Here is a 19,834-nt window from a genome sequence, read left to right as displayed (position 1 = left end):
GAAAAGTTAGGCCCTCTCTGACAGGAGAGGTATTCCTAAGGAGAAAAAGGAACTATGAAACCGGGACATTGTAATCACGAGCATCACCCCAGAAAGAATTCTTTAGAGGCAGAAAAAAACCATCAGGCAAGTCATCCCCACCTTAATCTGCCTCAGCATTCTGCCTCAGATGAGACGCTAAAAACCGGTATCTACACTTGTCCCATGCATCCAGAAATTCGGCAGGCGAAACCAGGAAATTGTCCGATTTGTGGTATGGCTCTAGAGCTTGAAACTGTGTCGATAGAACAAGAAAATCCCGAATACAAAAGCATGCAACACCGATTTTGGTTGGCACTTTTGTTAAGTATTCCGGTCGTGGTATTAGAAATGGGGAGCCATCTGTTTCAACATGTTCTTACGGCAAATCTCTCTGCCTGGATTCAATTTGCTCTGGCCTCCCCTGTGGTTTTATGGTGTGGTTTGCCTTTTTTCCAGCGGGGGGTTATTTCAGTCCAGACACGTCAGCTGAATATGTTCACCCTTATTGCAATGGGGGTAGGCGTGGCCTGGATTTACAGTACCATTGCTTTGCTATTTCCGGGTTTGTTTCCTATTGCTTTTCATCACCAGGGATTAATCAATGTTTATTTTGAAGCGGCTGCGGTAATTACTACTTTGGTCTTGCTCGGCCAGGTTTTGGAATTAAAAGCTCGCGAGCAGACAGGAGGAGCAATTCGCGCCTTATTGAATTTAGCCCCGGAACATGCTCGCCGAATTGATGTTCATGGTAATGATGAAGAAGTAACCCTTGATCAAGTTCGGGTCGGGGATAAGCTTCGTGTTCGTCCCGGCGAAAAAATTCCCGTGGATGGGCAGGTGCTTGAGGGACGCAGTAATGTAGATGAGTCACTGGTTACCGGTGAATCAATGCCGGTAAGTAAGGACATAGGTTCCAAAGTAATCGGGGCAACCATAAACCTGAATGGCAGCTTTGTAATGAGGGCGGAACACGTAGGCAGTGACACAATGCTGGCCCATATTATCCATATGGTAAGTGAAGCCCAGCGGAGCAGGGCCCCTATTCAACGTTTAGCTGATGTGGTTTCAGGCTGGTTTGTACCTGCAGTAATTTTGATTGCAATTGTGACATTTTTCGCCTGGTTTTTCTTGGGCCCGGAACCGGTTTTGAGTTATGGCTTACTTGCAGCAGTTTCCGTGCTGATTATTGCCTGTCCTTGTGCTTTAGGCTTAGCCACACCTATGTCTATTATGGTTGGTGTGGGTAAAGGGGCTCAGAATGGGGTCCTGGTTAAAAATGCTGAAGCGCTGGAACTTATGGAACAGGTTAAAGTGCTCGTTGTGGACAAAACCGGCACCCTGACGCTTGGCCACCCAAAATTAACCCAGATTATTACTGAAAAGGAATTTGAAGCAGATGAAGTACTTGCTTTAGCTGCCACAATGGAACGCCACAGCGAGCACCCCTTGGCAAATGCAATCGTTGCTGCAGCAAAAGAGAAACAATTGTCGCTAACCACGGTCGCAGATTTTGAGGCCATACCTGGAAAAGGGGTCATTGGTAAGATCAATGATTCACGCATTGCAATTGGGAACTTGCAGCTGATGCAAGAATATGGGGATACACCCAGCTCACTTAATGATAGGGCTGTTGAATTAAGGGCACAAGGTGCAACAGTCATGTTTATGGCTGTAGGCAGTAAAACAATTGCCATTTTGGCAGTGGAAGATCCATTGAAGCCAGACACATTTAAGGCCATAAATGAATTACAAAAGAACGGGATGCAAATATACATGCTGACTGGCGACAGTCAAATAACAGCGCAATCGGTTGCCGGACAATTGGGAATAAAAAACGTCATTGCAGAAATTATGCCAGATGACAAGCGGCGTATAGTCAGTGGTTTGAAAGATAAAGGTTTCGTTGTGGCCATGGCAGGAGACGGAGTAAATGATGCGCCGGCGTTGGCAAGTGCTGATATAGGAATTGCAATGGGCACGGGTACGGATGTCGCAATTGAGAGTGCAGGGATTACTTTGCTCCATGGCGACTTGGAGGGTATCGTGAAAGCGCGTCGTTTATCTTGCGCTACAATGAGCAATATACGCCAGAATTTATTTTTTGCTTTTATTTATAATGGATTGGGTGTTCCCCTGGCGGCTGGTGTGTTGTATCCGCTGACAGGGCTGTTATTAAACCCTGTTATTGCTGCCACTGCGATGGCATTGAGCTCTGTTTCCGTTATTGTTAATTCTTTAAGGTTACGGAAGCTTACCTTCTAGAGTAAGTTTAAGGCTATACCTGGAGTCCTTCTTTATGTCTTCTTATTGGAGTTTTTATGCCTAAAATCCTTATGAGTGCATGTCTTCTTGGCCAGAAAGTTCGCTATGACGGGGGGGATTGTTTGCAGCACCATCCTTTATTACAACAATGGATTAAAGAGGGAAACATTATCACTATTTGCCCCGAACTTGCTGGAGGATTGCCTGTTCCCAGAGCGCCGGCCGAGATTCAGGATAAAAAATCGGGCGCTGAGGTATTAAACCAAAATGCTATAGTAAAAACTGTAATGAATCAGGATGTGACTGATTGCTTCCTGCAAGGGGCGCAAAAAACACTGGAGCTGGTAAAAAAATATCACATAAGGGTTGCGGTTTTAAAAGCAAGAAGCCCGTCTTGTGGATCCGGAATGATTTATGATGGAACTTTTTCGCATACATTGATTCAGGGGGAAGGGGTTACTGCTGCGCTGCTAAGGGAGCATGGAGTACAGGTATTTGACGAAAACCATATTGATGAAGCATTACGTGCTGCCTTAGGATAAAAAACCAGCAATCTTCCATTTTACAACTACCCGATTTAGTCCTAATATTGAACAAAGAAATTAATTTCAAGGAGATTGGCCATGGAATATAAATGTCAAAAATGTGGAATGCGAGTAAAAAATTTAACCTGCGCGAAATGCGATACCCCTTTAGTCAGTGATGAAATCAAAACGGATAAAGGCAAAGTTCAAGTAGCAAAATGTCCTCAGGGATGCGGCCAGATTAAATCACCAACATGTTGTGGTCATGACATGGTATGCTCCGCTTGATTCATTCATCTTAAATTATCGAAAGCCGGATTAGCACTCCTAGTCCGGACCTATAAAATGTTTAAGGTAAACTTGCAAACAGATGGATTTGCAAATTCAGGACAAACCCGTATTTCATGCAATATTCCGCTGCATATTCATGATTGCGCTGGTTTTTTTCCAGGTGTAAAAGCCCTGGTTCCCAAAAGCTGACAGTTTCGTTAATTTCCGAGCGTTCTGCTATGGTGAGATCCCGCCCTTTTTCACGCATTGCTTGAGCACGTTGCGGCTCTTTCTGGTATCTGTTCATGGGGCTCACAAACACCTGCTTGCCGGTTTTTTCAGCCCATTCATGCGCCCATGCGGGTATTTCGCTGTAGGGTGTGTATTGACCATCTTCGGGTGCTGACATCACAAACTTTAAATAATCAGCGCGCTTCAACATTTTACTGTTAGGTTCTAGGTAGCGAATAACTTTCCCTTCTTTTTCAAGACACTTGGGACTGACAACCAAAGTTGTTTTTGCAGGGAGATCAGGAAGAATGGAAACACCATTTGATTCAATTTGAGTATATTGAAAATACGGTTGGGCTTGTTCTAAAAATGCGGATAAATTCCGCTGTAATGAAGGTTCACCGCCTGTAATCACCAGAACCATATTTTTTCCCAAACCCTGAGCCCAGGAGGGCGAGGTGAGATTTCGTGTTTGAAAAAAAGAGTGAATGACGGTGTCGGCTTCTTCCAGTAAGGAGGTAAAATCAATCCATTCCCCGGTATCAAAATAAGTATCACAAAAAGAGCACGCTAAGTTACATTTAGCCAAGCGAATGAAGTATGCAGGGTGACCACGAAATGGTCCCTCTCCCTGTAAAGTAAAAAAACGACTGGTAACAAAGAGTTCATCAGATTTCGCGTCATTAAAAAAGGATTTGCCCACCCGGTCATTCAACCCAAACATCAATATACCTTTCCTGTATAAAAACTCCTCATATTATACCCTATTATGGTGTAAAAGTGAGTGTTGATATTTTAGTTTATCCAAAGAGTGTGGCATTAGGCTTATTTTGTACGCTTGAAGTTGGAGGGCATCTGCCTTGCAGCATCCCGGAGGCACGAATGAGGTGCTATCAAAATGCAAATCAGGATTCTATCTTGAGTTATTTGCCCGCGACTGCATTAAGGCGAAACGTTTGAGTACATTCATTTTTTCTGATGCCAATTGATAAATTTTTTCAATTGTTTCCTGGCTAATTTGATTGAACAGAAATTTAATTTCATCCTGCTGGGATTTGGGTATGGGTTCATACCGATACGAACTAAGAATTTTTTTCATTGATTTTAAGTCAATTGAGTTATAGGAATAAAAATAATTGCGAGTATAGAGTTTCAAGGGAAAGGATGTATTTCTTATTCCGGAATTAAAATTTAATTTATTAAAGGGAAGTATATTGGAGCAGGAATAATGTTTTATAAAATTGATGCGATTGACATAAAAAAAATCCTGAGAAACGCCGCTCAACTTTCGGTTTACAATAGAGCAGTTAATCAGGGGAAGATCGAAACCCACATAATTGATGAACAGTAATTCAAAAACAGTTTCGATGTAGTGCTCCATTTGTCGCTCACGATGGCTTGTCAAGGCCTCCTGGATAAAATGATAGTCAAGGCCAATCCAGGGAGCGGTATCGTTATGTAAATACCATAGAATGTAATAAACCCCTTCCCATGGCCGGGTATAGTATTGTTCGGCTATTTTGTTTTGTAGTTTGCGAACCTCATGGACCAAAGATGGAGTAATAATGTAGGGAACTTTGGGTTTTAAACAAATCGCCATACCATTTGTTTTTTGATCATGAATGGCGAGTAATTCAATATTATGCACAGCAATCCTTATAAAACAGGTTAATATCTTGATAAGGTGAATAACATTTAAAAGTGTAGTAAAGAAATTGGGGTTTTACAAAAATTGCACAAATTTTATTATTTTTGACAATTTGACACCAATCGGATGTCTATTAATTTTGAAACGTGCTTCAGTTGATCACATAATTCGGACAGGGATTCTTTAGGTCCAGAGATATCAATAAGGTTGACGGCAATTGGCCCACGTGATTTATTTTCCATCTGTTCAATATTGAATCCAAGCTTTGAGATGTTCTGGGTAATTTTGCCCATAGCACCAGGAGTATTTTTGTTGATAGCCAGAAGACGGTAACAATGAGACACCTGAGTTCCAGAAAGAGAAATATTGGGAAAATTGACAGAATATTCGATAATTCCATATTCCAGATAATTGCAAACATTGCGAATCACCATTTCTGCCGCACTCTGTTCGGCTTCCTGCGTGCTTGCACCCAAATGGGGGAAACACAAGACATTAGGGTGTCCTGCGAGATTAATCGTTGGAAAATCGGTAATATAGCCCATCAAACGTTGATTATTCAGTTGCTGCAAAATGGCGTTTTCACATACTATTTGTTCGCGGGAAAAATTGAGCAAAAGGGTATCCGGTTTCACAAAAGAAATATTTTCTTCATTAATTAAGTGGGTAGTAGCGGTATTTAAAGGGATATGCAAAGTAATAATATCTGCATGGGATAGTAACCAATTCATATCCATCACTTTTTCAACCCCAGGCATTAATGCCAAGGCGTTAGTAAGGGTCATGTTGGTATCAAAACCCAAAACGTTCATCCCCAAGGCCAATCCGGCATTAGCCACTTTAACTCCTATATTACCCAACCCTATGACGCCCAGGGTTTTCCCTGAAATTTCATGCCCAACAAATTTCTTTTTCTTTGTTTCTATTTCCCGGTTTAGGAGTTGATTATTTTCTTTGGAGAGTTCGGTAATAAAAGAGCGGGTTTCATCTAAATGCCTGTAACCCATGATCATGGCTGCCATCACTAGCTCCTTGACTGCATTGGCATTTGCGCCAGGAGCATAAAATACAGGAATACCGAGCTTGGTAAGGACCTCAACAGGGATATTATCAGTACCTGTACCTGCCCGGGCTACTGCTTTTAAATTCCTGGAGAAAGGATGCCCATGTAATTTATGGGAACGTACTAAAATAACATCAGGCTCGATTGGGTTAATGCCTAATTGATATAGGTCGGGATGGAATATACTTAAGCCTTGGGGAGAGATATTATCAAGAACCTGAATAGTGAACATGGTCATTTCCCTTGATCAGAACCGCAGAATTGTTAATTTCTCTAAGCCCTTGTTCATAATAGGCAAGGTCTTGGGAAGGTAATTGTTGCAACTCGTCTTGCGTTAATCCCAAGGCGATTATTGGATAAAAGCTTGTGTTGGTGATATAAAAATCAGAGTGTTTTTTTACCCATTCTTTAGGGCTTAGGCCTGCAAAACCAATAAATCGGGTTACTGTTTCTCGTGCCTCCCAGTCACTCATTCCATCCCCCACTAATAAGGATCGTTCACCAGGACTCAGCACCGAGGCTATCTCTACAGCTTTTCCATTGGCTTTGGTCATATTGCTTTGTTTATCAAATCCAAAATACTTACCCTGCGCATCAAAATATACATCCACTGCAAGTACATGGTTTGCAGGCACCCCTAAAGCATGGGCAAATGGGACTACTGCCGCTTTAATGCCGGCTGAAATGATATAGGTCTTTTTATTCAAGCGATGCAATAACTGAATGAGTTCCGAAGCGCCAGGAGCAACATGTTGTATATAGGATGCAGCTAACTCCTCTACCTGGTTGCGGGTAGGTTGCACATAGACCAAACGCTGTTGATAATCCTTGGGGGTCATGCCCGTTTTTCCCATGCACCGAGCTGTAATCTGATGAACCTTTTCAGCAACGCCGTTTCTTGTTGCAAGGACATTAATTCCCTCAATGAGTGAGAGCGTACCATCACAGTCAAAGAAAAAAGAATCAATAGGGGCGTTTAAAGCCCAGGGATTTCTATTATCCATGAAGAATCTACCGTTATTTTCAAACGCAAATTCAATTACTTAAGTATAGATGTACTATAATCCATTTATTAAGGAGATGCCAATTAAGTGATACACGCCTGATTGGAATGCGGTGTCGAAGAAAGCAGAGCCAGGGAAGTGTGCATTATGTTAGAGATACTGACATCTTTTATTATATCCCTTCTGATTGGTTTTCTCATCGGTATTGAGCGCGAACGCAGTCATCCGGAAGGGGCCCAATTTATTGGTGTCCGAACATTTATCTTATTATCGGTTCTCGGAACTTTGATTGCCACCTTAAATCAAACGGGTCTTACAATTACGACAAGCGCTTTTGTATTTGGTATATTACTGCTCAATTATTTTCAAATCAGTACGAATCAACGTAAAAACAGTAATATAGGTGCTCTGACAGAAATTACCGGGGGGATTATTTTTTGTATTGGTTTTATGGTTCCCAGCTTGCCCTTAATTGCAATAACCCTGAGCGCCATCATTTTACTTATCCTTATTGAACGAAAAAGGCTGCATCGGTTGGCGCGGGAAAAATTCAAACCCCATGAAATGGAAACGGTAATTGTATTGGTCATTTTTACTTTGGGGATTTTACCGCTTCTTCCTGATAGAACCATTGATCCCTGGCATTTTTTTAACCCCAGGGCTTTTGGTTTATTGATTGCTACAATTGCCGGAATTCAATTGTGCGGTTATGTGGCCATCCATCTATTCGGCGAACGTATGGGGATTCCCTTAAGCGGTTTTATGGGGGGATTGGTTTCGAGTACTGCAGTGTTTGCCCAGGTTCATCAAACATTAAAGCGATATCCGCAGGCAATTCCTGCCATTTTAGCTTCCGGGCTTCTAGCCACTGTCGCCATGCTTGTTGATGTGCTTCTTATCATTTTTGTGGCCTCTCCCACATTACTTGTTTCCATAGTTGGGCCGCTCCTGGCAATGATAAGTACAGGAATTTTATTGGCAGTTATTCTGCTTTATTATCAGAAAAAAATAAATCACGATTTAACTCTATTAGCCAAGCCCCTGAATTTATTATCTATATTGCAAACTTCGATATTCATTGGATTCTTGCTGCTGCTTGTCGCAATGACAAAGCGAATTATTTCAATCAATTGGATCTTGTTGATTTCATTTTTGGGTGGATTGCTTGAAATTCACGGTATTTCACTAGCAACTGCCTTGCTTTATTTGGGCGATAAAATTGAGCTCGATCAAGGATGTTTGATGTTGTATACCGCCATTATGGCCAGTTTTATATCTAAAATAGTACTCTTATGGACTTTAACCCCTCTACGCTTTGCTCTGCAATCGACTTTATTATTAATGACAATGGGAGTAAGCGGCGGAATGGCTTATTGGTTTATGCTTTAAGCACAATGCATATGAAAATTATAAATTTCCTATAGCTCATGCGCTATTTACCAATTAATCCGGATTAAAAGGCTATACTTGAAATAAGGTAGGTTCAGGAAAAGGAATGCTCATGGATACCTATACTGCGGACATTCAACATCCCGTGACAATTCCAAGTAAAAATGTTTATTTGAATGGGTTTCTATTCATACCTGAAAAAGCTAAAGGGATAGTGATTTTTGTGCATGGAAGTGGAAGCAGTCGATTCAGCAGCCGCAATCAATACGTGGCCAATACCTTGAATGAGGGAAATTACGCAACCCTGCTCTTTGACCTGCTTACTTCCCAGGAAGATATTATCGATAATGTTACTCGTGAATTTCGTTTCGATATTCATTTATTGGCCTCTCGTCTTATTGATGTGATTCATTGGTGTACCCAAGAATTAGCTCCATACAATTTTCCAATCGGTTTATTTGGATCAAGCACCGGAGGTGGGGCTGCTCTTGTAGCAGCAGCGCAGGAGCCCAAATATGTGAGCGCCATCGTCTCACGAGGCGGCAGGCCTGATTTGGCCGGTAATTATTTACCTCAAGTCAAAGCCCCTACCTTATTGATTGTAGGAGGGCAGGATGAGGTAGTGATTGATCTTAATAAGCAAGCGATGGCGCAAATGAGTTGCCACCCCCAATTGCACATAGTCCCTGGAGCAACCCATTTATTTGAAGAGGCCGGAAAATTAAGCGAAGTCGCCAATATAGCCAAAAACTGGTTTGATCGATATTGTGGCGGAAAGTAGGGAGCGAGGAGGCTCTATGAATAAAGATGCTTTGCAAAAGCTAATAGATGAACTCGATAATACTGTAGTTCCACTGAAAGAATCCGATGAAAATTATGATGCAGTGCTTGAGCATATTGGGGATGCTCGTATTGTAATGATTGGTGAAGCATCTCACGGAACGCATGAATTTTACCAGGCCCGCATTAAAATATCCCAGCGGCTGATAAAAGAGCATGGTTTTATGGCGGTAGCAATTGAAGGGGATTGGCCTGACGCCCATCGTGTTCATCGTTATTTACAAGGTGAAGGAAATGCTGAACTTTGTGAACAGGCTTTGGATAATTTCCAACGGTTTCCCTCCTGGATGTGGCGAAATACTACTCTTCCGCCCTTTCTGAGCTGGTTACGAAAATATAACGATAATTTACCTGCCGCACAAAAAATTGGATTCTTTGGCCTTGATCTATACAGCTTGAATGCCTCTATACAAGCTGTAATTGATTTCTTAAGCAAAATCGATCCTGAAGCCGCGCAACGGGCAAAACAGCGTTATTCCTGTTTTGATCACCTGCATCAGGATCCGCAAATATATGGTTATTTAATTCATAGTGGAATTAAAAAGGCATGTATCCATGAGGCTGTAGCTCAATTAGTGGAACTGCAGCACCGGGCTTTTGAATACCTGCATCGGGATGGAATAGCAGTAGAAGATGAATACTTCTTTGCGACTCAAAATGCCCGCTTGGTAAAAAATGCAGAAAATTACTATCGCTCCATGTTAGAAGGGAGGGTTTCAACCTGGAATATTCGCGATCAACATATGGCGGAAACCCTGAATGTGTTAGCGGCTCATTTGGAAACACGCTTCAAACAGCCGGCAAAAATCATTATATGGGCGCATAATTCACATATAGGGGATTCCCGAGCTACCGAAATGGGAGAGCGTAATGAATTTAATCTGGGACAATTAGTACGGGAACAATATGACACACATTCCTATTCACTTGGTTTTTCCACTTATGAAGGGACAGTCATGGCGGCATCCGATTGGGGAATGCCGGGTGAGAAAAAACAAGTAAGGCCTGGATTACAGGGAAGTTTTGAGGATTTATTCCATCATTTAAAGCATAAGAATTTTTTCTTAAACCTGTCTGATAACAAGAAACTTGAAACTTATCTGGATATTCCTCGTTTACAACGCGCGATTGGGGTTGTGTACCTGCCGGACACAGAGCGTTATAGCCATTATTTTTTTACTCAATTGCCTTATCAATTTGATGGTTTAATCCATTTTGATTCTACACATGCATTGCAACCATTAAGCCAAGAACAGTTAATCTCCCATGAATGAAGAACGCAGGCCCTGGCGAAAGGGTAGGAGCTTGATTTGGTTTTATCCATTAACGCGGGTTTGCTATCCAGCACTGCGGCTTTGGTCTGTCACTGTTTTATATTCAGGGAAAGCAAATCTTCTTCGTTTAGCGTTTCTTTTTGCAATAATAAGGTTGCTCCTTTTTCTAAAATTTTGATGCGTTTTTTTATTATGTCTACCGCGTCATCAAATGCTGATTGGATAATTTTGCGAACTGCTGCATCAATCTCGCAAGCTGTTTCTTCACTAAATTCACGATCGTTATGGGGAAGGGTGGGCTCCAGAAACATTGAATGTTCTTTCTGGTAAGTTACTGGTCCTAGGTCTTTATCCATGCCATAACGCATCACCATGCTCCGGGCAATATCTGTTGCCTTGGCGAGATCATCTGCTGCTCCTGTTGAAAAGCGTCCAAAAACAACAAATTCGGCCGCTCTGCCCCCTAGAAGCACCATCATTTTATTTGTTAATTCTTCTTCAGTCATAAGATAGCGATCTTCAGTAGGACGTTGAATGGTATAACCAAGGCTGCCTATCCCACGGGGGATGATCGAAACTTTATGCACTTGATCCACGTTGGGTAGGGAGAGTGCTATCAACGTGTGCCCCATTTCATGATAGGCTACTGCTTTACGTTCTTCCGGATTGAGTAAACGGTTTTTCTTCTCCAAACCGGCGACAATACGTTCTACGGCATTAGTAAAATCATCCATGCTGACTGAGTCGGCATCATGACGAGTCGCAAGCAGGGCAGCTTCATTGACGAGATTCGCTAAATCAGCACCGGAGAACCCGGGGGTTAAGGCAGCAATTTTTTCCGCATCAACATCCGCATCCTGTTTTATTTTTCTCAGATGAACGTTCAATATTTCTATACGGCCTTTTTTATCTGGCCGGTCTACGAGGACATGGCGATCGAAGCGTCCCGCACGCAGCAATGCAGGATCAAGAATTTCCGGACGGTTTGTTGCGGCCAGAAGAATTAATCCTTCACTGGGATCGAATCCATCCATTTCAGACAGCAATTGATTTAAAGTCTGTTCCTTTTCATCATGCCCGCCGCCAATAGGATACGCGCCACGTGCCCTACCCAAGGCATCCAGTTCATCGATAAAAATAATTGCCGGGGCTGTTTCACGGGCATGATTAAACAGATCTCGTACTCGTGCAGCACCTACGCCGACAAACATTTCTACGAACTCAGATCCATTAATTGAAAAAAAAGGCACTCCTGCTTCACCTGCCACAGCGCGTGCGAGTAGTGTTTTTCCAGTTCCAGGCGGGCCGACTAAAAGAACTCCTTTAGGAATATGGGCCCCTATGCGGGTATAATGTTGTGGGTTTTTGAGAAATTCGACAACTTCCATGAGCTCGGCTTTGGCTTCATCCACGCCGGCAACATCTTGAAAGGACACATGGGTTTCTTTTTCCATGTACATTTTAGCTTTACTTTTTCCGACATCCAAAACGCCACCCGCCGCTGAACCCATACGTCTTATTAAAAAGCTCCATAATGCAAAAAAAAGCAGTGCGGGAATCACCCAGGACAACAACATGGTCAGCCATTTACTTTCAATTTGTCCATTGAATTTGACTTTTGCGGCTTCCAAGGCCGGTACCAGGGAGGGATCGTTAATACGCACAGTAGTGACTTGAGGTTCTTTGCCGCCATATTGTTTAATTTCATTTAGTTTGTCTTCAGGAAGGAATGTTGCTAAACCCTCCGTTTTCACGTTTGCAGTAATGTAATTTTCTTCAAGTAAGACATTGTCTATCTTATGGGCTTTCAAAAGTTTTATAAAATCACTGTAAGCAATATTGACTGGATGGGAAGCGAAAAAAAAGTTCTGGAATAGAATGAGAATCCAGAAAAAAATTAGAACATACCAGAGCGAAAACTGCCATTGTTTGTTTTCCACACGCTCTCCTAAGACTTTATTAATGAGTAGAAAAACGAACTGGTTTCATATAAGTATATACCTTTTATCCTACCATTATTTTAATGCAGCGTCTTATTTATCTCCTTAAATAATTTACACCCGTATAGGATGGGTATTAAATAGCCACATCGTTGGAATAACCGTTCTTTTGGATTTATACTAAAGTTGTTGAATATTAATTAGGCATATCTATATGTGTAATGATAAATTAGATTATAATGTTGTTTCTCCAAATTATGTCCTTGATTATCCCGACTCAAAAGATATTGAAGAATTCCATAAGCATGTGAATCACAATGATGCGATGGCGGAAATTTATTTTAAAGAGGGACAGGAGGAATTAGAGGAGGACACAATCAAGCTTTTGAAAAATAATGGTAAATATCAAAATAAAAAGCAAAATAGATATGATCTGATGCTTGTTGTGCGGGATCAGGGGAAAATGATTGGCTTTATCGAATTGAGATTAACACAGGATTCCAATTTTATATCCCAACTGTTTAGTGTATTTGTAAGTGAAAAGCACCGCAATCAAGGACTTGCCAGTTTAATGATAGTGCATGCCTTTGATTTTTTTCAAAGAACAGGACTGACAGCGATGACAGTCAGTCCTACGATTGATTCGCTTGTCGTTTATAACAAATTTGGTTTTTATCCCCTCGGCTATGATGATGTTACCATGGAAAAATGGTTTAAAAAAACTGAGGAGGAGCGGCTCGACCAGCTAAAAGAGGAGTTCTCTGATCTCTTATTGAATTTGAGTAAAGAACCCTGCCAGGAAGTCTTTGGAAATCAATGCGAAAAATCTACCAAATATCGTGGCTGCTTTAACGTTTCTCCACGGGTATCAGAGGATGCAAAAACCAATGTACTAAATTGGAGAAAAAAACCGAGTTCCCCCCCGTTAATTTCAAACAGTGACCTTGGTGTTTTACATCCCTCCGAGGATACCAAAAAAAGAAAAGCTGAAACTGAAGTGAGGGAATCCGAATCTACAGAAGAAACCACCAAAAAAAAATCGATACATAACTGATGGGGATTTCATGTATCTGGCCTGGCATGACACGGTACAACTTTAAATCTGCCTCTGCGTTCATCAATGAAACGAAACATCCTGCAATTTTTGGATTTAAGGCTATTATTTGAAATAGGAAGTTTTGCTCTGAGGTTAAATTCATTATGTCATCCGTAATGCCTCCATATCGTATGTTCCTGTGCGGTGATGTCATGACAGGAAGAGGGATTGACCAAATCCTCACTCATCCTTGTGAACCACAAATTTATGAATCATATGTTAGGGATGCACGTGATTATGTGCGGCTTGCAGAAGACATCAATGGCAAAATTCCACTTAAAAACAAAGGAGCATATGTTTGGGGAGATGGACTAGAAGAATTAAATGCAAGAAGGCCTGATTTTCGTTTAATTAATCTGGAAACATGTATCACAAAAAGTAATACCCCATGGCCCTATAAAGGGATAAATTACCGTATGCATCCAAAAAATATCGATGTCATTACTTCAGCACATATTGATGTGTGTGTTTTGGCAAATAATCATATACTGGACTGGGGTAGAGAAGGTTTTCTAGAGACCTTGGCGACCCTGGATAACGCTCGGATTAGCTATGCGGGTGCAGGGAAAAACTTGGAAAAGGCAATTGCGCCAGCAATTCATTTTGTACCGGGTTTCAAGGGCAGGACACTGGTGTTTTCAATGGGACTTACTTCGAGCGGGATTTTCAAAGAATGGGCAGCGACAAGGGAGCGACCCGGGGTATGGTTATTGAGCGACTTGGGCAAACACACCATAAATCAAATAAAAAGTGTCATTGAATATTTCAGGAAAACAGAAGATTTATGTATTGTCAGTATTCATTGGGGTGGAAACTGGGGTTATGAAATTCCTGAATCCCATCAGCAGTTTGCACATATTCTTATTGATGAACTGGGGGTAAATATAATTCATGGCCATTCTTCCCATCATCCGATTGGTATTGAGTTATACAATCAAGGGTTGATTTTATATGGTTGCGGGGACTTGATTAATGATTATGAAGGAATTAGTGGATGGGAAGAATTCAAAAGTGATTTGTCCCTAATGTATTTTTTGGCTTTTGATGCCCAGTTGCAGTTAAAGCAATTGGAGCTGGTGCCTATGGTTAGGAAGAACTTCAAATTACGTTATGCAAGCAAGGATGAATGCCAATGGATGACGAAGAAGCTTGTTCAATGTTCGCGGGAATTCAAGACCTCTTTTGAATTGGATGATCAGGTCATTTATTGTTTGTAAAAGAAAATCAGTAATGCTGGTTCCGAGTTATCATGCTATCTCAGATTCAACTGTGAGGGTTTCAGGCTGCAGCTCATAATACAGGTTGGTAAAAAGGGGCTGAAAACCGATGCGTTTATAAAGATTTAGACCATCCTTTGAGGCTTCCAGAAAGCAGGTTTTAACTTTCAACTCCAAAGCCCTTTTCAAAGCATATGCCATTATGGCACTTGCAAAACCACGCTTTTGATAGCCAGGAATTGTAGCCAAATCATCAATGCGGGCAAGATGCTCTTTCACAGTTAAGGTTAGGGACACCACCGGCTCGCCCGCAAGAAAGCCCGTAACATGATAAAGGCCTTTGCATTTCTTTAATGCCTCAGCATGTCTTAAAATATAAATCGCGGTAATTTCCGGTGTTGATTGAAAACCATGAGTCAGTGGAATACTCCAGGAATGTAGATCTTCATTCATCATCTTAAATTCAAGCGAACTATCTGCAGATTGCCAATTATTCCCTAAAAGATTAAATGCCATACCAACACCCTTGTCGGCCAGGGTAAATTCTTTTATAAATTGTGTGTGCTGTTTTGAATTGAGCAGGCTTTCTTCTGGAACAATTAAGGCCCAAGGTACATTTTTTTGGATAAAATAGGACGTGCAATGAGCAAGATCTCTTACGAATTGCTCGCTTACATGTCTTACAAAAACAGGGTTAAGCCCTGAGGCAGGCACACCAGTTTCAAATGCAACCAGGGTTTGATAGTCGAAGCAGTTTGAGCTGACAAGCGAAAAAAAATGCCTCTCCATCTCATGATAATCATCAATTAATTGCATTAAAACAGATCCAATTATAAATTTTTGGTACATTGTATCAAATTTTTGTAAAAGATAGTATGTATTGAAAAAGCTTGCTTAAGCGAAAGATTAACGGCTGCTCTGATGCATCGTTACTCTTTCGCTAATCGAGGATCATTCTACTAAGGAGAATTATTTGCTGCGAATAAGAAGAACAGGCATTGACGCATTACGAACAACACCTTCTGCAACGCTTCCTAGTAATAAATGTTGAAACCCTCTGCGCCCATGAGTTCCTATGACAATTAAATTCGCTGGCCAATTTTTCGCTGCAGTAATAATTTTGTCTGCGACGCGCTCATGTGCCGGGTTTACTTCCAGCAGTTGAGCATCACAATCTGCATTCTGTTCACGTGCGATGGTTAGCATTTTATTTAAAAGTTTTTGTCCGTATTCCTTGAATGAGGCCTCAAGTTTTTCGTAATCAACACCAGTACCCAGATAGGGGGCATAAAACTCGTTTCCAACATGGATAATCCGCAATTTTGCATGATGTACCTTGCTTAAGGCAATGGCTTCATGAAGGGCTTGCATTGATGTATCACTGTCATCAATTGCAACAAGTATATTCTGATACATTTCTATTTCCTTATACGTAGTAGTGCCATTAATCTGAAATATCTTACCTATAATCTGCAATGAAACATAGAATAAAGAGAGAAAAAATAAAAAGAATCTTAGGATGGGGCATTACATGAAAGCGGTAAGGTCCATGAAGGATAGATAAACATCGGAAGTCGATGAAACCAAATTGGCTAATGTAAGCGGCTTTTAAGCCGTTTACATTAGAAAGGAATTGATTTAGCATTTCTTCCTGAAATGCAGGGAAATCTAGTTTGATTTCAAACCCTGGTTAGGGGGGCTCATATCATCGGCACTAACTGCTGGCGTTGCAGCAAAGAAACTATGCGGGTTAGTTGTATTGGGGCTCGCTTTTCTCTTTTTTTGCAAAAGACACTGATTCAGATCCTTAACAATTTCAGGGTGATATTCTTTGGGGCGCTCCAGGTTAAATAAATCCCGGACTTCTTTAGGGGTCAGGTAGCCAAGCCTTTCTTGATTTTGCGCCAGGAATACGTCAACTAAGGGAGCAAATGCATAGGCTGGTATAATCTCCACTGTTTCATTGTCTTCAAGATCCTCTATTTTCCCATATATTTCCTGAATAAACTGTTGCTTCGCTTCCGGAGGCAATTGCTGATAATATTCATTAATATAATTTTTAACAATAAATGGAATTGTTCTTCTCTGAAGGGTAGGAAATTTAATGTTGGTCACCGGTTCGAGTGCCATCAAAAATCTCATATAAGGACCCTGGTCGCATGAAGGGTGCTCTATTTGATCAAATAATTCCAATTTCAAGATGTGAAGTGCCTCGTTACCGTCACGGATAAAAAGTTGATTAAGCGAGGGATTAGAATAATATCCGACCATTGCAATGATACCTAGAAGCTTTTTTGCATCCTCTATAGCTCGAATTTCATCGGGTTTCATTTCTGAATGAATTGGAATCACGGCCCTTGTCTGGATTGATTTTAAGTAAATAAGGGTCTTATTATAAGTATTAATCCTTGTATGGATTTCTTTGATTTCTTCTGAATCGCTTTCCCGTCTAATACCATAGATATAAGCAACAAGTTTTTTTAACTCATCAGGATCTTGTATGGAAGCAAGTGATTCCGTTATATGCTTTTCTTTTTCAGAAACTAAAAATTCGAAAAACCGACCTAGTCCTTTTGTTATTTTTTCACCTTTGTCCTCTTCTGTACCCAGAGCTTGAAGCCATTCTTGATATACTTGGTCAGCATAAAGATGATTTTCCTTGGTGTGGATTGCTTGAGGATCCTTTGTAGGATCCAAATCAGCTTTTAATAATATTTTGGTACGAATTTCTTCAAAAGGAGTTTCCTGTTCAGTTCCTTGGACCTGGTGCAGGCACTGATTAACAATTATTTCTACTGCTTCCTGAGCTTTCGGGGTTAATAGTGATTTTTTCTGGAAGTTAAGCTGCAATTCAGCAATATTTTCCAAAAAAACCATAGGTATGGGGATTTTTTTCTCCTTTAGCTTTGTCAATAAGTAGGAAATAATTGCTGAATTTTTTTCTATAGCCCAATGATCTTTTGAGCTTAATTGATTGAGTAAAACAGATAAAAAGTCAAGTTTGCGGCCATTAAATGCAATGGTTATGGAAGTATATTTAAGCCATGAGGGGAACATTTGTGATATAATTTCCAATAATTGCACTCCGGTATGCTTATTTGAATTAATCATATGCAGAGCGAATGTCATCAGAATTTTGGCATCGAGCTTTTCATCGCGAATTTCTTGAATATGCCTAAAGAAATAAATCATCACTTTTTCCAGATCAGGCATGAATATCCCTTTTTGGTCATCAGATGGACACTGTAACTTCACCTGCACAATTAATAAATTACATAAGGCCAGAGGCACTTTTAAATGAATTGCAGTTTGTTTTGCTGAATTAAGCGAAATTGTTCTAGTTAAAAACAGCATGAATTCTGGAATTGCCTGGCGCCAAGCTAAACCTTGCTGGGGTTGAAACTCTTTCACCTTTGCATGCAACACATTCAGTAAAGATATATATTTACTTATTACTTGAATCATTTCATGAGACGGAATATCCAGGGTTAGTTCCTGCAAGAGCTCATTAAATAAATTATTCTTATGCAGTTGATGATTATTTGTTAAATAAAAATATAAAAATAAATTTAATAATTCGGATTGATTCACATTTTTTTCTTTAAGAATGTGGATCAGTTTTTTTAGGGATTCATCCAGCCTTTTGGCGTCCTTGAAGAGTAATTTCAATCCAAAAAATAAAACTTCATTAGCTAAAGTAGTTTCAGGAATTATGACTTGCGTATTAATCGAGGAAGCGATGCTTGCACTTAGCCCTGCTGTCATGAGTATCTGCAGATCAGATTGGGTTTTATTTTGGAAAGTTGGGCTTGATTCCCAAGGCATCTCTGCAGGAAGCTCCGATAAGCAGAAAATTATCTTGTTGATTAAATTCAAATATTTTTCAGATTGCTCCTCTCTGTGAGAGACAATGTAAGTATTGTATTTATTTTGGGATAATGCATCCTGAAGTAATAACTCATAATCACATCCTTTAGGGATTTTTTTCAGAAGCTCTTTAAATAGATTGACGTCGATAAGAGGGTTTTCCAGGAACAGGAAAAATGGATCCACCTCCTCAGAAAAAACTAAAAAGTCTTGAAAAGCACCATCCCGAGTCACAATGGTATATAACTGGGTTATATCCAGGCTAAATTCCCCAATTTCCTGATCGATATAAAAGGAGAAAAGTAACTCATTAAATCTTTGTTGGGAGAAAGGTCTAAAACCTTCTTTCCAAAGAGCTAACAGATATTTTGCGTATTGAGGATGCAAAAAAAGGTCAAGTAAGTTCTTGTAGTCCCCATTTTCATTAACCTGTATGGGATTAGTCTTTACGTGTTCTATGATGTCTGAAAAATAGGTGTGAAGAAGTTCGAGGGGATTGGCTGTTATTTTTTCTACATCGAAGAGGTGATGGATAATCACAAAAATGTAATACTTACAAATAACCGCTTTTATTTTATCTCTTCGTAATACTTCAGCCAAAAGTGCTTCATTAGCGCATACCGATTTAACTAAAACCATGGCTTCATTCGTAGAGCCTTTTCTTCGCGGTTGGTACTTTGGCAGGTCTTCAATACATCGCTCCAGTTCATCAAGAAACCACTGAAATACAGGATCTGTTTTATGATTAATATTTTTAAAAAAATCGAATTTGAATAATAATAAAAATTCAAGAGGATTTTTTGTCTGGTCTCTAAGTTCCTCAAGCTTTTGTTTTACTTGTTCATGATTAAGCAGGTGAGTTTTATAATAAGCTTCTAGGATGGGAAAGGATTGTTTTCTTAATTTTTTAACTGACATTGAGTCCGTTGTAAAATGGTCATTTTTTTCAACTGTTTGTTTTTTTCCTTTTTTTCTACTTTTTCTACCGCTATCCTCATCAGTCGCTTGTTTTCGCTTTGTGTGCTCCGTTTCTTTCAATTCCTGATTTATAGCTTCTTCCTTAGTGTCAATTTGCATGGAGTCATTTTGTTCTAAATTTGAATCAAATTTATTATTTTTCATTTCAAGAGATTAATTATAGTCAAAGTGCGCAAAACATATCTTTCATGTTTGAACGTGTCAATAGAA

General features: G+C 40.3%; 16 protein-coding genes. 8 read left to right on the top strand and 8 right to left on the bottom strand.

All coding sequences use genetic code 11. The annotated features are described in order from the left end of the window. Positions 1-54: 54 nt before the first annotated feature. The 3 genes from KYQ_RS08630 to KYQ_RS08620 all read left to right on the top strand — a co-directional run bounded on the left by KYQ_RS08630 (position 55) and on the right by KYQ_RS08620 (position 3,095). Complete coding sequence (locus tag KYQ_RS08630; RefSeq protein WP_010652971.1) at positions 55-2,283, top strand: copper-transporting P-type ATPase; 2,229 nt, start codon at positions 55-57, stop codon at positions 2,281-2,283. A gap of 56 nt (positions 2,284-2,339) precedes the next feature. After that, entirely contained in the window at positions 2,340-2,825 is a 486-nt protein-coding gene (locus KYQ_RS08625) for a 2-thiouracil desulfurase family protein (protein WP_010652972.1), read from the top strand. 81 nt (positions 2,826-2,906) lie between these two features. Further along, positions 2,907-3,095, top strand: a complete 189-nt coding sequence (locus tag KYQ_RS08620) for a hypothetical protein (protein WP_010652973.1) — start codon at positions 2,907-2,909, stop codon at positions 3,093-3,095. A 61-nt stretch (positions 3,096-3,156) separates the two neighbouring features. On the opposite strand, the gene KYQ_RS08615 is transcribed toward KYQ_RS08620, so the two are convergent. The 4 genes from KYQ_RS08615 to KYQ_RS08600 all read right to left on the bottom strand — a co-directional run bounded on the left by KYQ_RS08615 (position 3,157) and on the right by KYQ_RS08600 (position 7,023). Further along, positions 3,157-4,032, bottom strand: a complete 876-nt coding sequence (locus tag KYQ_RS08615) for a 7-carboxy-7-deazaguanine synthase QueE (protein ID WP_010652974.1) — start codon at positions 4,030-4,032, stop codon at positions 3,157-3,159. A gap of 189 nt (positions 4,033-4,221) precedes the next feature. Beyond that, positions 4,222-4,956, bottom strand: coding sequence for a hypothetical protein (locus KYQ_RS08610; protein ID WP_010652975.1), 735 nt, complete (start codon positions 4,954-4,956; stop codon positions 4,222-4,224). Positions 4,957-5,054: 98 nt separating this feature from the next. Continuing rightward, a complete protein-coding gene (locus KYQ_RS08605) occupies positions 5,055-6,251 on the bottom strand; it encodes a 3-phosphoglycerate dehydrogenase family protein (RefSeq protein WP_010652976.1) in 1,197 nt (398 codons plus the stop codon). After that, entirely contained in the window at positions 6,229-7,023 is a 795-nt protein-coding gene (locus KYQ_RS08600; protein ID WP_010652977.1) for an HAD-IB family phosphatase, read from the bottom strand. The genes KYQ_RS08605 and KYQ_RS08600 overlap by 23 nt, the downstream gene beginning before the upstream one ends. A 147-nt stretch (positions 7,024-7,170) precedes the next feature. Here KYQ_RS08600 and KYQ_RS08595 point away from each other — a divergent pair, with 147 nt between their 5' ends. The 3 genes from KYQ_RS08595 (at position 7,171) to KYQ_RS08585 (ending at position 10,526) form a co-directional block, all read left to right on the top strand. Then, positions 7,171-8,412 (top strand): MgtC/SapB family protein, encoded by a 1,242-nt coding sequence (locus KYQ_RS08595; protein WP_010652978.1) that lies wholly within the window; start codon positions 7,171-7,173, stop codon positions 8,410-8,412. A 112-nt stretch (positions 8,413-8,524) separates the two neighbouring features. Further along, the gene (locus KYQ_RS08590) at positions 8,525-9,193 is read left to right on the top strand and encodes a dienelactone hydrolase family protein (protein ID WP_019349871.1); all 669 of its coding nucleotides are present in this window, start codon (positions 8,525-8,527) and stop codon (positions 9,191-9,193) included. Positions 9,194-9,209: 16 nt separating this feature from the next. After that, on the top strand, positions 9,210-10,526 hold the full coding sequence (locus KYQ_RS08585; protein WP_010652980.1) for an erythromycin esterase family protein: 1,317 nt from the start codon (positions 9,210-9,212) through the stop codon (positions 10,524-10,526). Positions 10,527-10,615: 89 nt separating this feature from the next. Here the strand turns inward: KYQ_RS08585 and ftsH are convergent, their stop codons facing one another. Next, positions 10,616-12,466: an ATP-dependent zinc metalloprotease FtsH gene (ftsH, locus tag KYQ_RS08580; RefSeq protein WP_010652981.1), complete on the bottom strand. Its 1,851-nt coding sequence runs from the start codon at positions 12,464-12,466 to the stop codon at positions 10,616-10,618. Positions 12,467-12,680: 214 nt separating this feature from the next. Here ftsH and KYQ_RS08575 point away from each other — a divergent pair, with 214 nt between their 5' ends. Next, entirely contained in the window at positions 12,681-13,520 is an 840-nt protein-coding gene (locus tag KYQ_RS08575; protein WP_010652982.1) for a GNAT family N-acetyltransferase, read from the top strand. A gap of 146 nt (positions 13,521-13,666) precedes the next feature. Next, entirely contained in the window at positions 13,667-14,779 is a 1,113-nt protein-coding gene (locus tag KYQ_RS08570; RefSeq protein WP_019349870.1) for a CapA family protein, read from the top strand. A gap of 30 nt (positions 14,780-14,809) precedes the next feature. Here the strand turns inward: KYQ_RS08570 and KYQ_RS08565 are convergent, their stop codons facing one another. The 3 genes from KYQ_RS08565 to KYQ_RS08555 form a co-directional block, all read right to left on the bottom strand. Continuing rightward, entirely contained in the window at positions 14,810-15,595 is a 786-nt protein-coding gene (locus tag KYQ_RS08565; RefSeq protein ID WP_010652984.1) for a GNAT family N-acetyltransferase, read from the bottom strand. A gap of 153 nt (positions 15,596-15,748) precedes the next feature. Then, the gene (locus KYQ_RS08560; protein ID WP_010652985.1) at positions 15,749-16,195 is read right to left on the bottom strand and encodes a universal stress protein; all 447 of its coding nucleotides are present in this window, start codon (positions 16,193-16,195) and stop codon (positions 15,749-15,751) included. 252 nt (positions 16,196-16,447) lie between these two features. Further along, entirely contained in the window at positions 16,448-19,768 is a 3,321-nt protein-coding gene (locus tag KYQ_RS08555) for a hypothetical protein (protein ID WP_019349869.1), read from the bottom strand. Between the last annotated feature and the right edge of the window lie 66 nt (positions 19,769-19,834).

The sequence above is a fragment of the Fluoribacter dumoffii NY 23 genome (assembly GCF_000236165.1).
GTDB classification, from domain to species: Bacteria; Pseudomonadota; Gammaproteobacteria; order Legionellales; family Legionellaceae; genus Legionella; species Legionella dumoffii.
This window is presented reverse-complemented; position numbering and strand designations above follow the sequence as displayed.

Coding starts and splice junctions, on each gene's coding strand:
- KYQ_RS08605 (WP_010652976.1), bottom strand. CDS start 6,251: ATGTTCACTATTCAGGTTCTTGATAATATCTCTCCCCAAGGCTTAAGT.
- KYQ_RS08560 (WP_010652985.1), bottom strand. CDS start 16,195: ATGTATCAGAATATACTTGTTGCAATTGATGACAGTGATACATCAATG.
- KYQ_RS08600 (WP_010652977.1), bottom strand. CDS start 7,023: ATGGATAATAGAAATCCCTGGGCTTTAAACGCCCCTATTGATTCTTTT.
- KYQ_RS08575 (WP_010652982.1), top strand. CDS start 12,681: ATGTGTAATGATAAATTAGATTATAATGTTGTTTCTCCAAATTATGTC.
- KYQ_RS08555 (WP_019349869.1), bottom strand. CDS start 19,768: ATGAAAAATAATAAATTTGATTCAAATTTAGAACAAAATGACTCCATG.
- KYQ_RS08570 (WP_019349870.1), top strand. CDS start 13,667: ATGTCATCCGTAATGCCTCCATATCGTATGTTCCTGTGCGGTGATGTC.
- KYQ_RS08565 (WP_010652984.1), bottom strand. CDS start 15,595: ATGCAATTAATTGATGATTATCATGAGATGGAGAGGCATTTTTTTTCG.
- KYQ_RS08615 (WP_010652974.1), bottom strand. CDS start 4,032: ATGTTTGGGTTGAATGACCGGGTGGGCAAATCCTTTTTTAATGACGCG.
- KYQ_RS08630 (WP_010652971.1), top strand. CDS start 55: ATGAAACCGGGACATTGTAATCACGAGCATCACCCCAGAAAGAATTCT.
- KYQ_RS08585 (WP_010652980.1), top strand. CDS start 9,210: ATGAATAAAGATGCTTTGCAAAAGCTAATAGATGAACTCGATAATACT.
- KYQ_RS08625 (WP_010652972.1), top strand. CDS start 2,340: ATGCCTAAAATCCTTATGAGTGCATGTCTTCTTGGCCAGAAAGTTCGC.
- KYQ_RS08590 (WP_019349871.1), top strand. CDS start 8,525: ATGGATACCTATACTGCGGACATTCAACATCCCGTGACAATTCCAAGT.
- KYQ_RS08595 (WP_010652978.1), top strand. CDS start 7,171: ATGTTAGAGATACTGACATCTTTTATTATATCCCTTCTGATTGGTTTT.
- KYQ_RS08620 (WP_010652973.1), top strand. CDS start 2,907: ATGGAATATAAATGTCAAAAATGTGGAATGCGAGTAAAAAATTTAACC.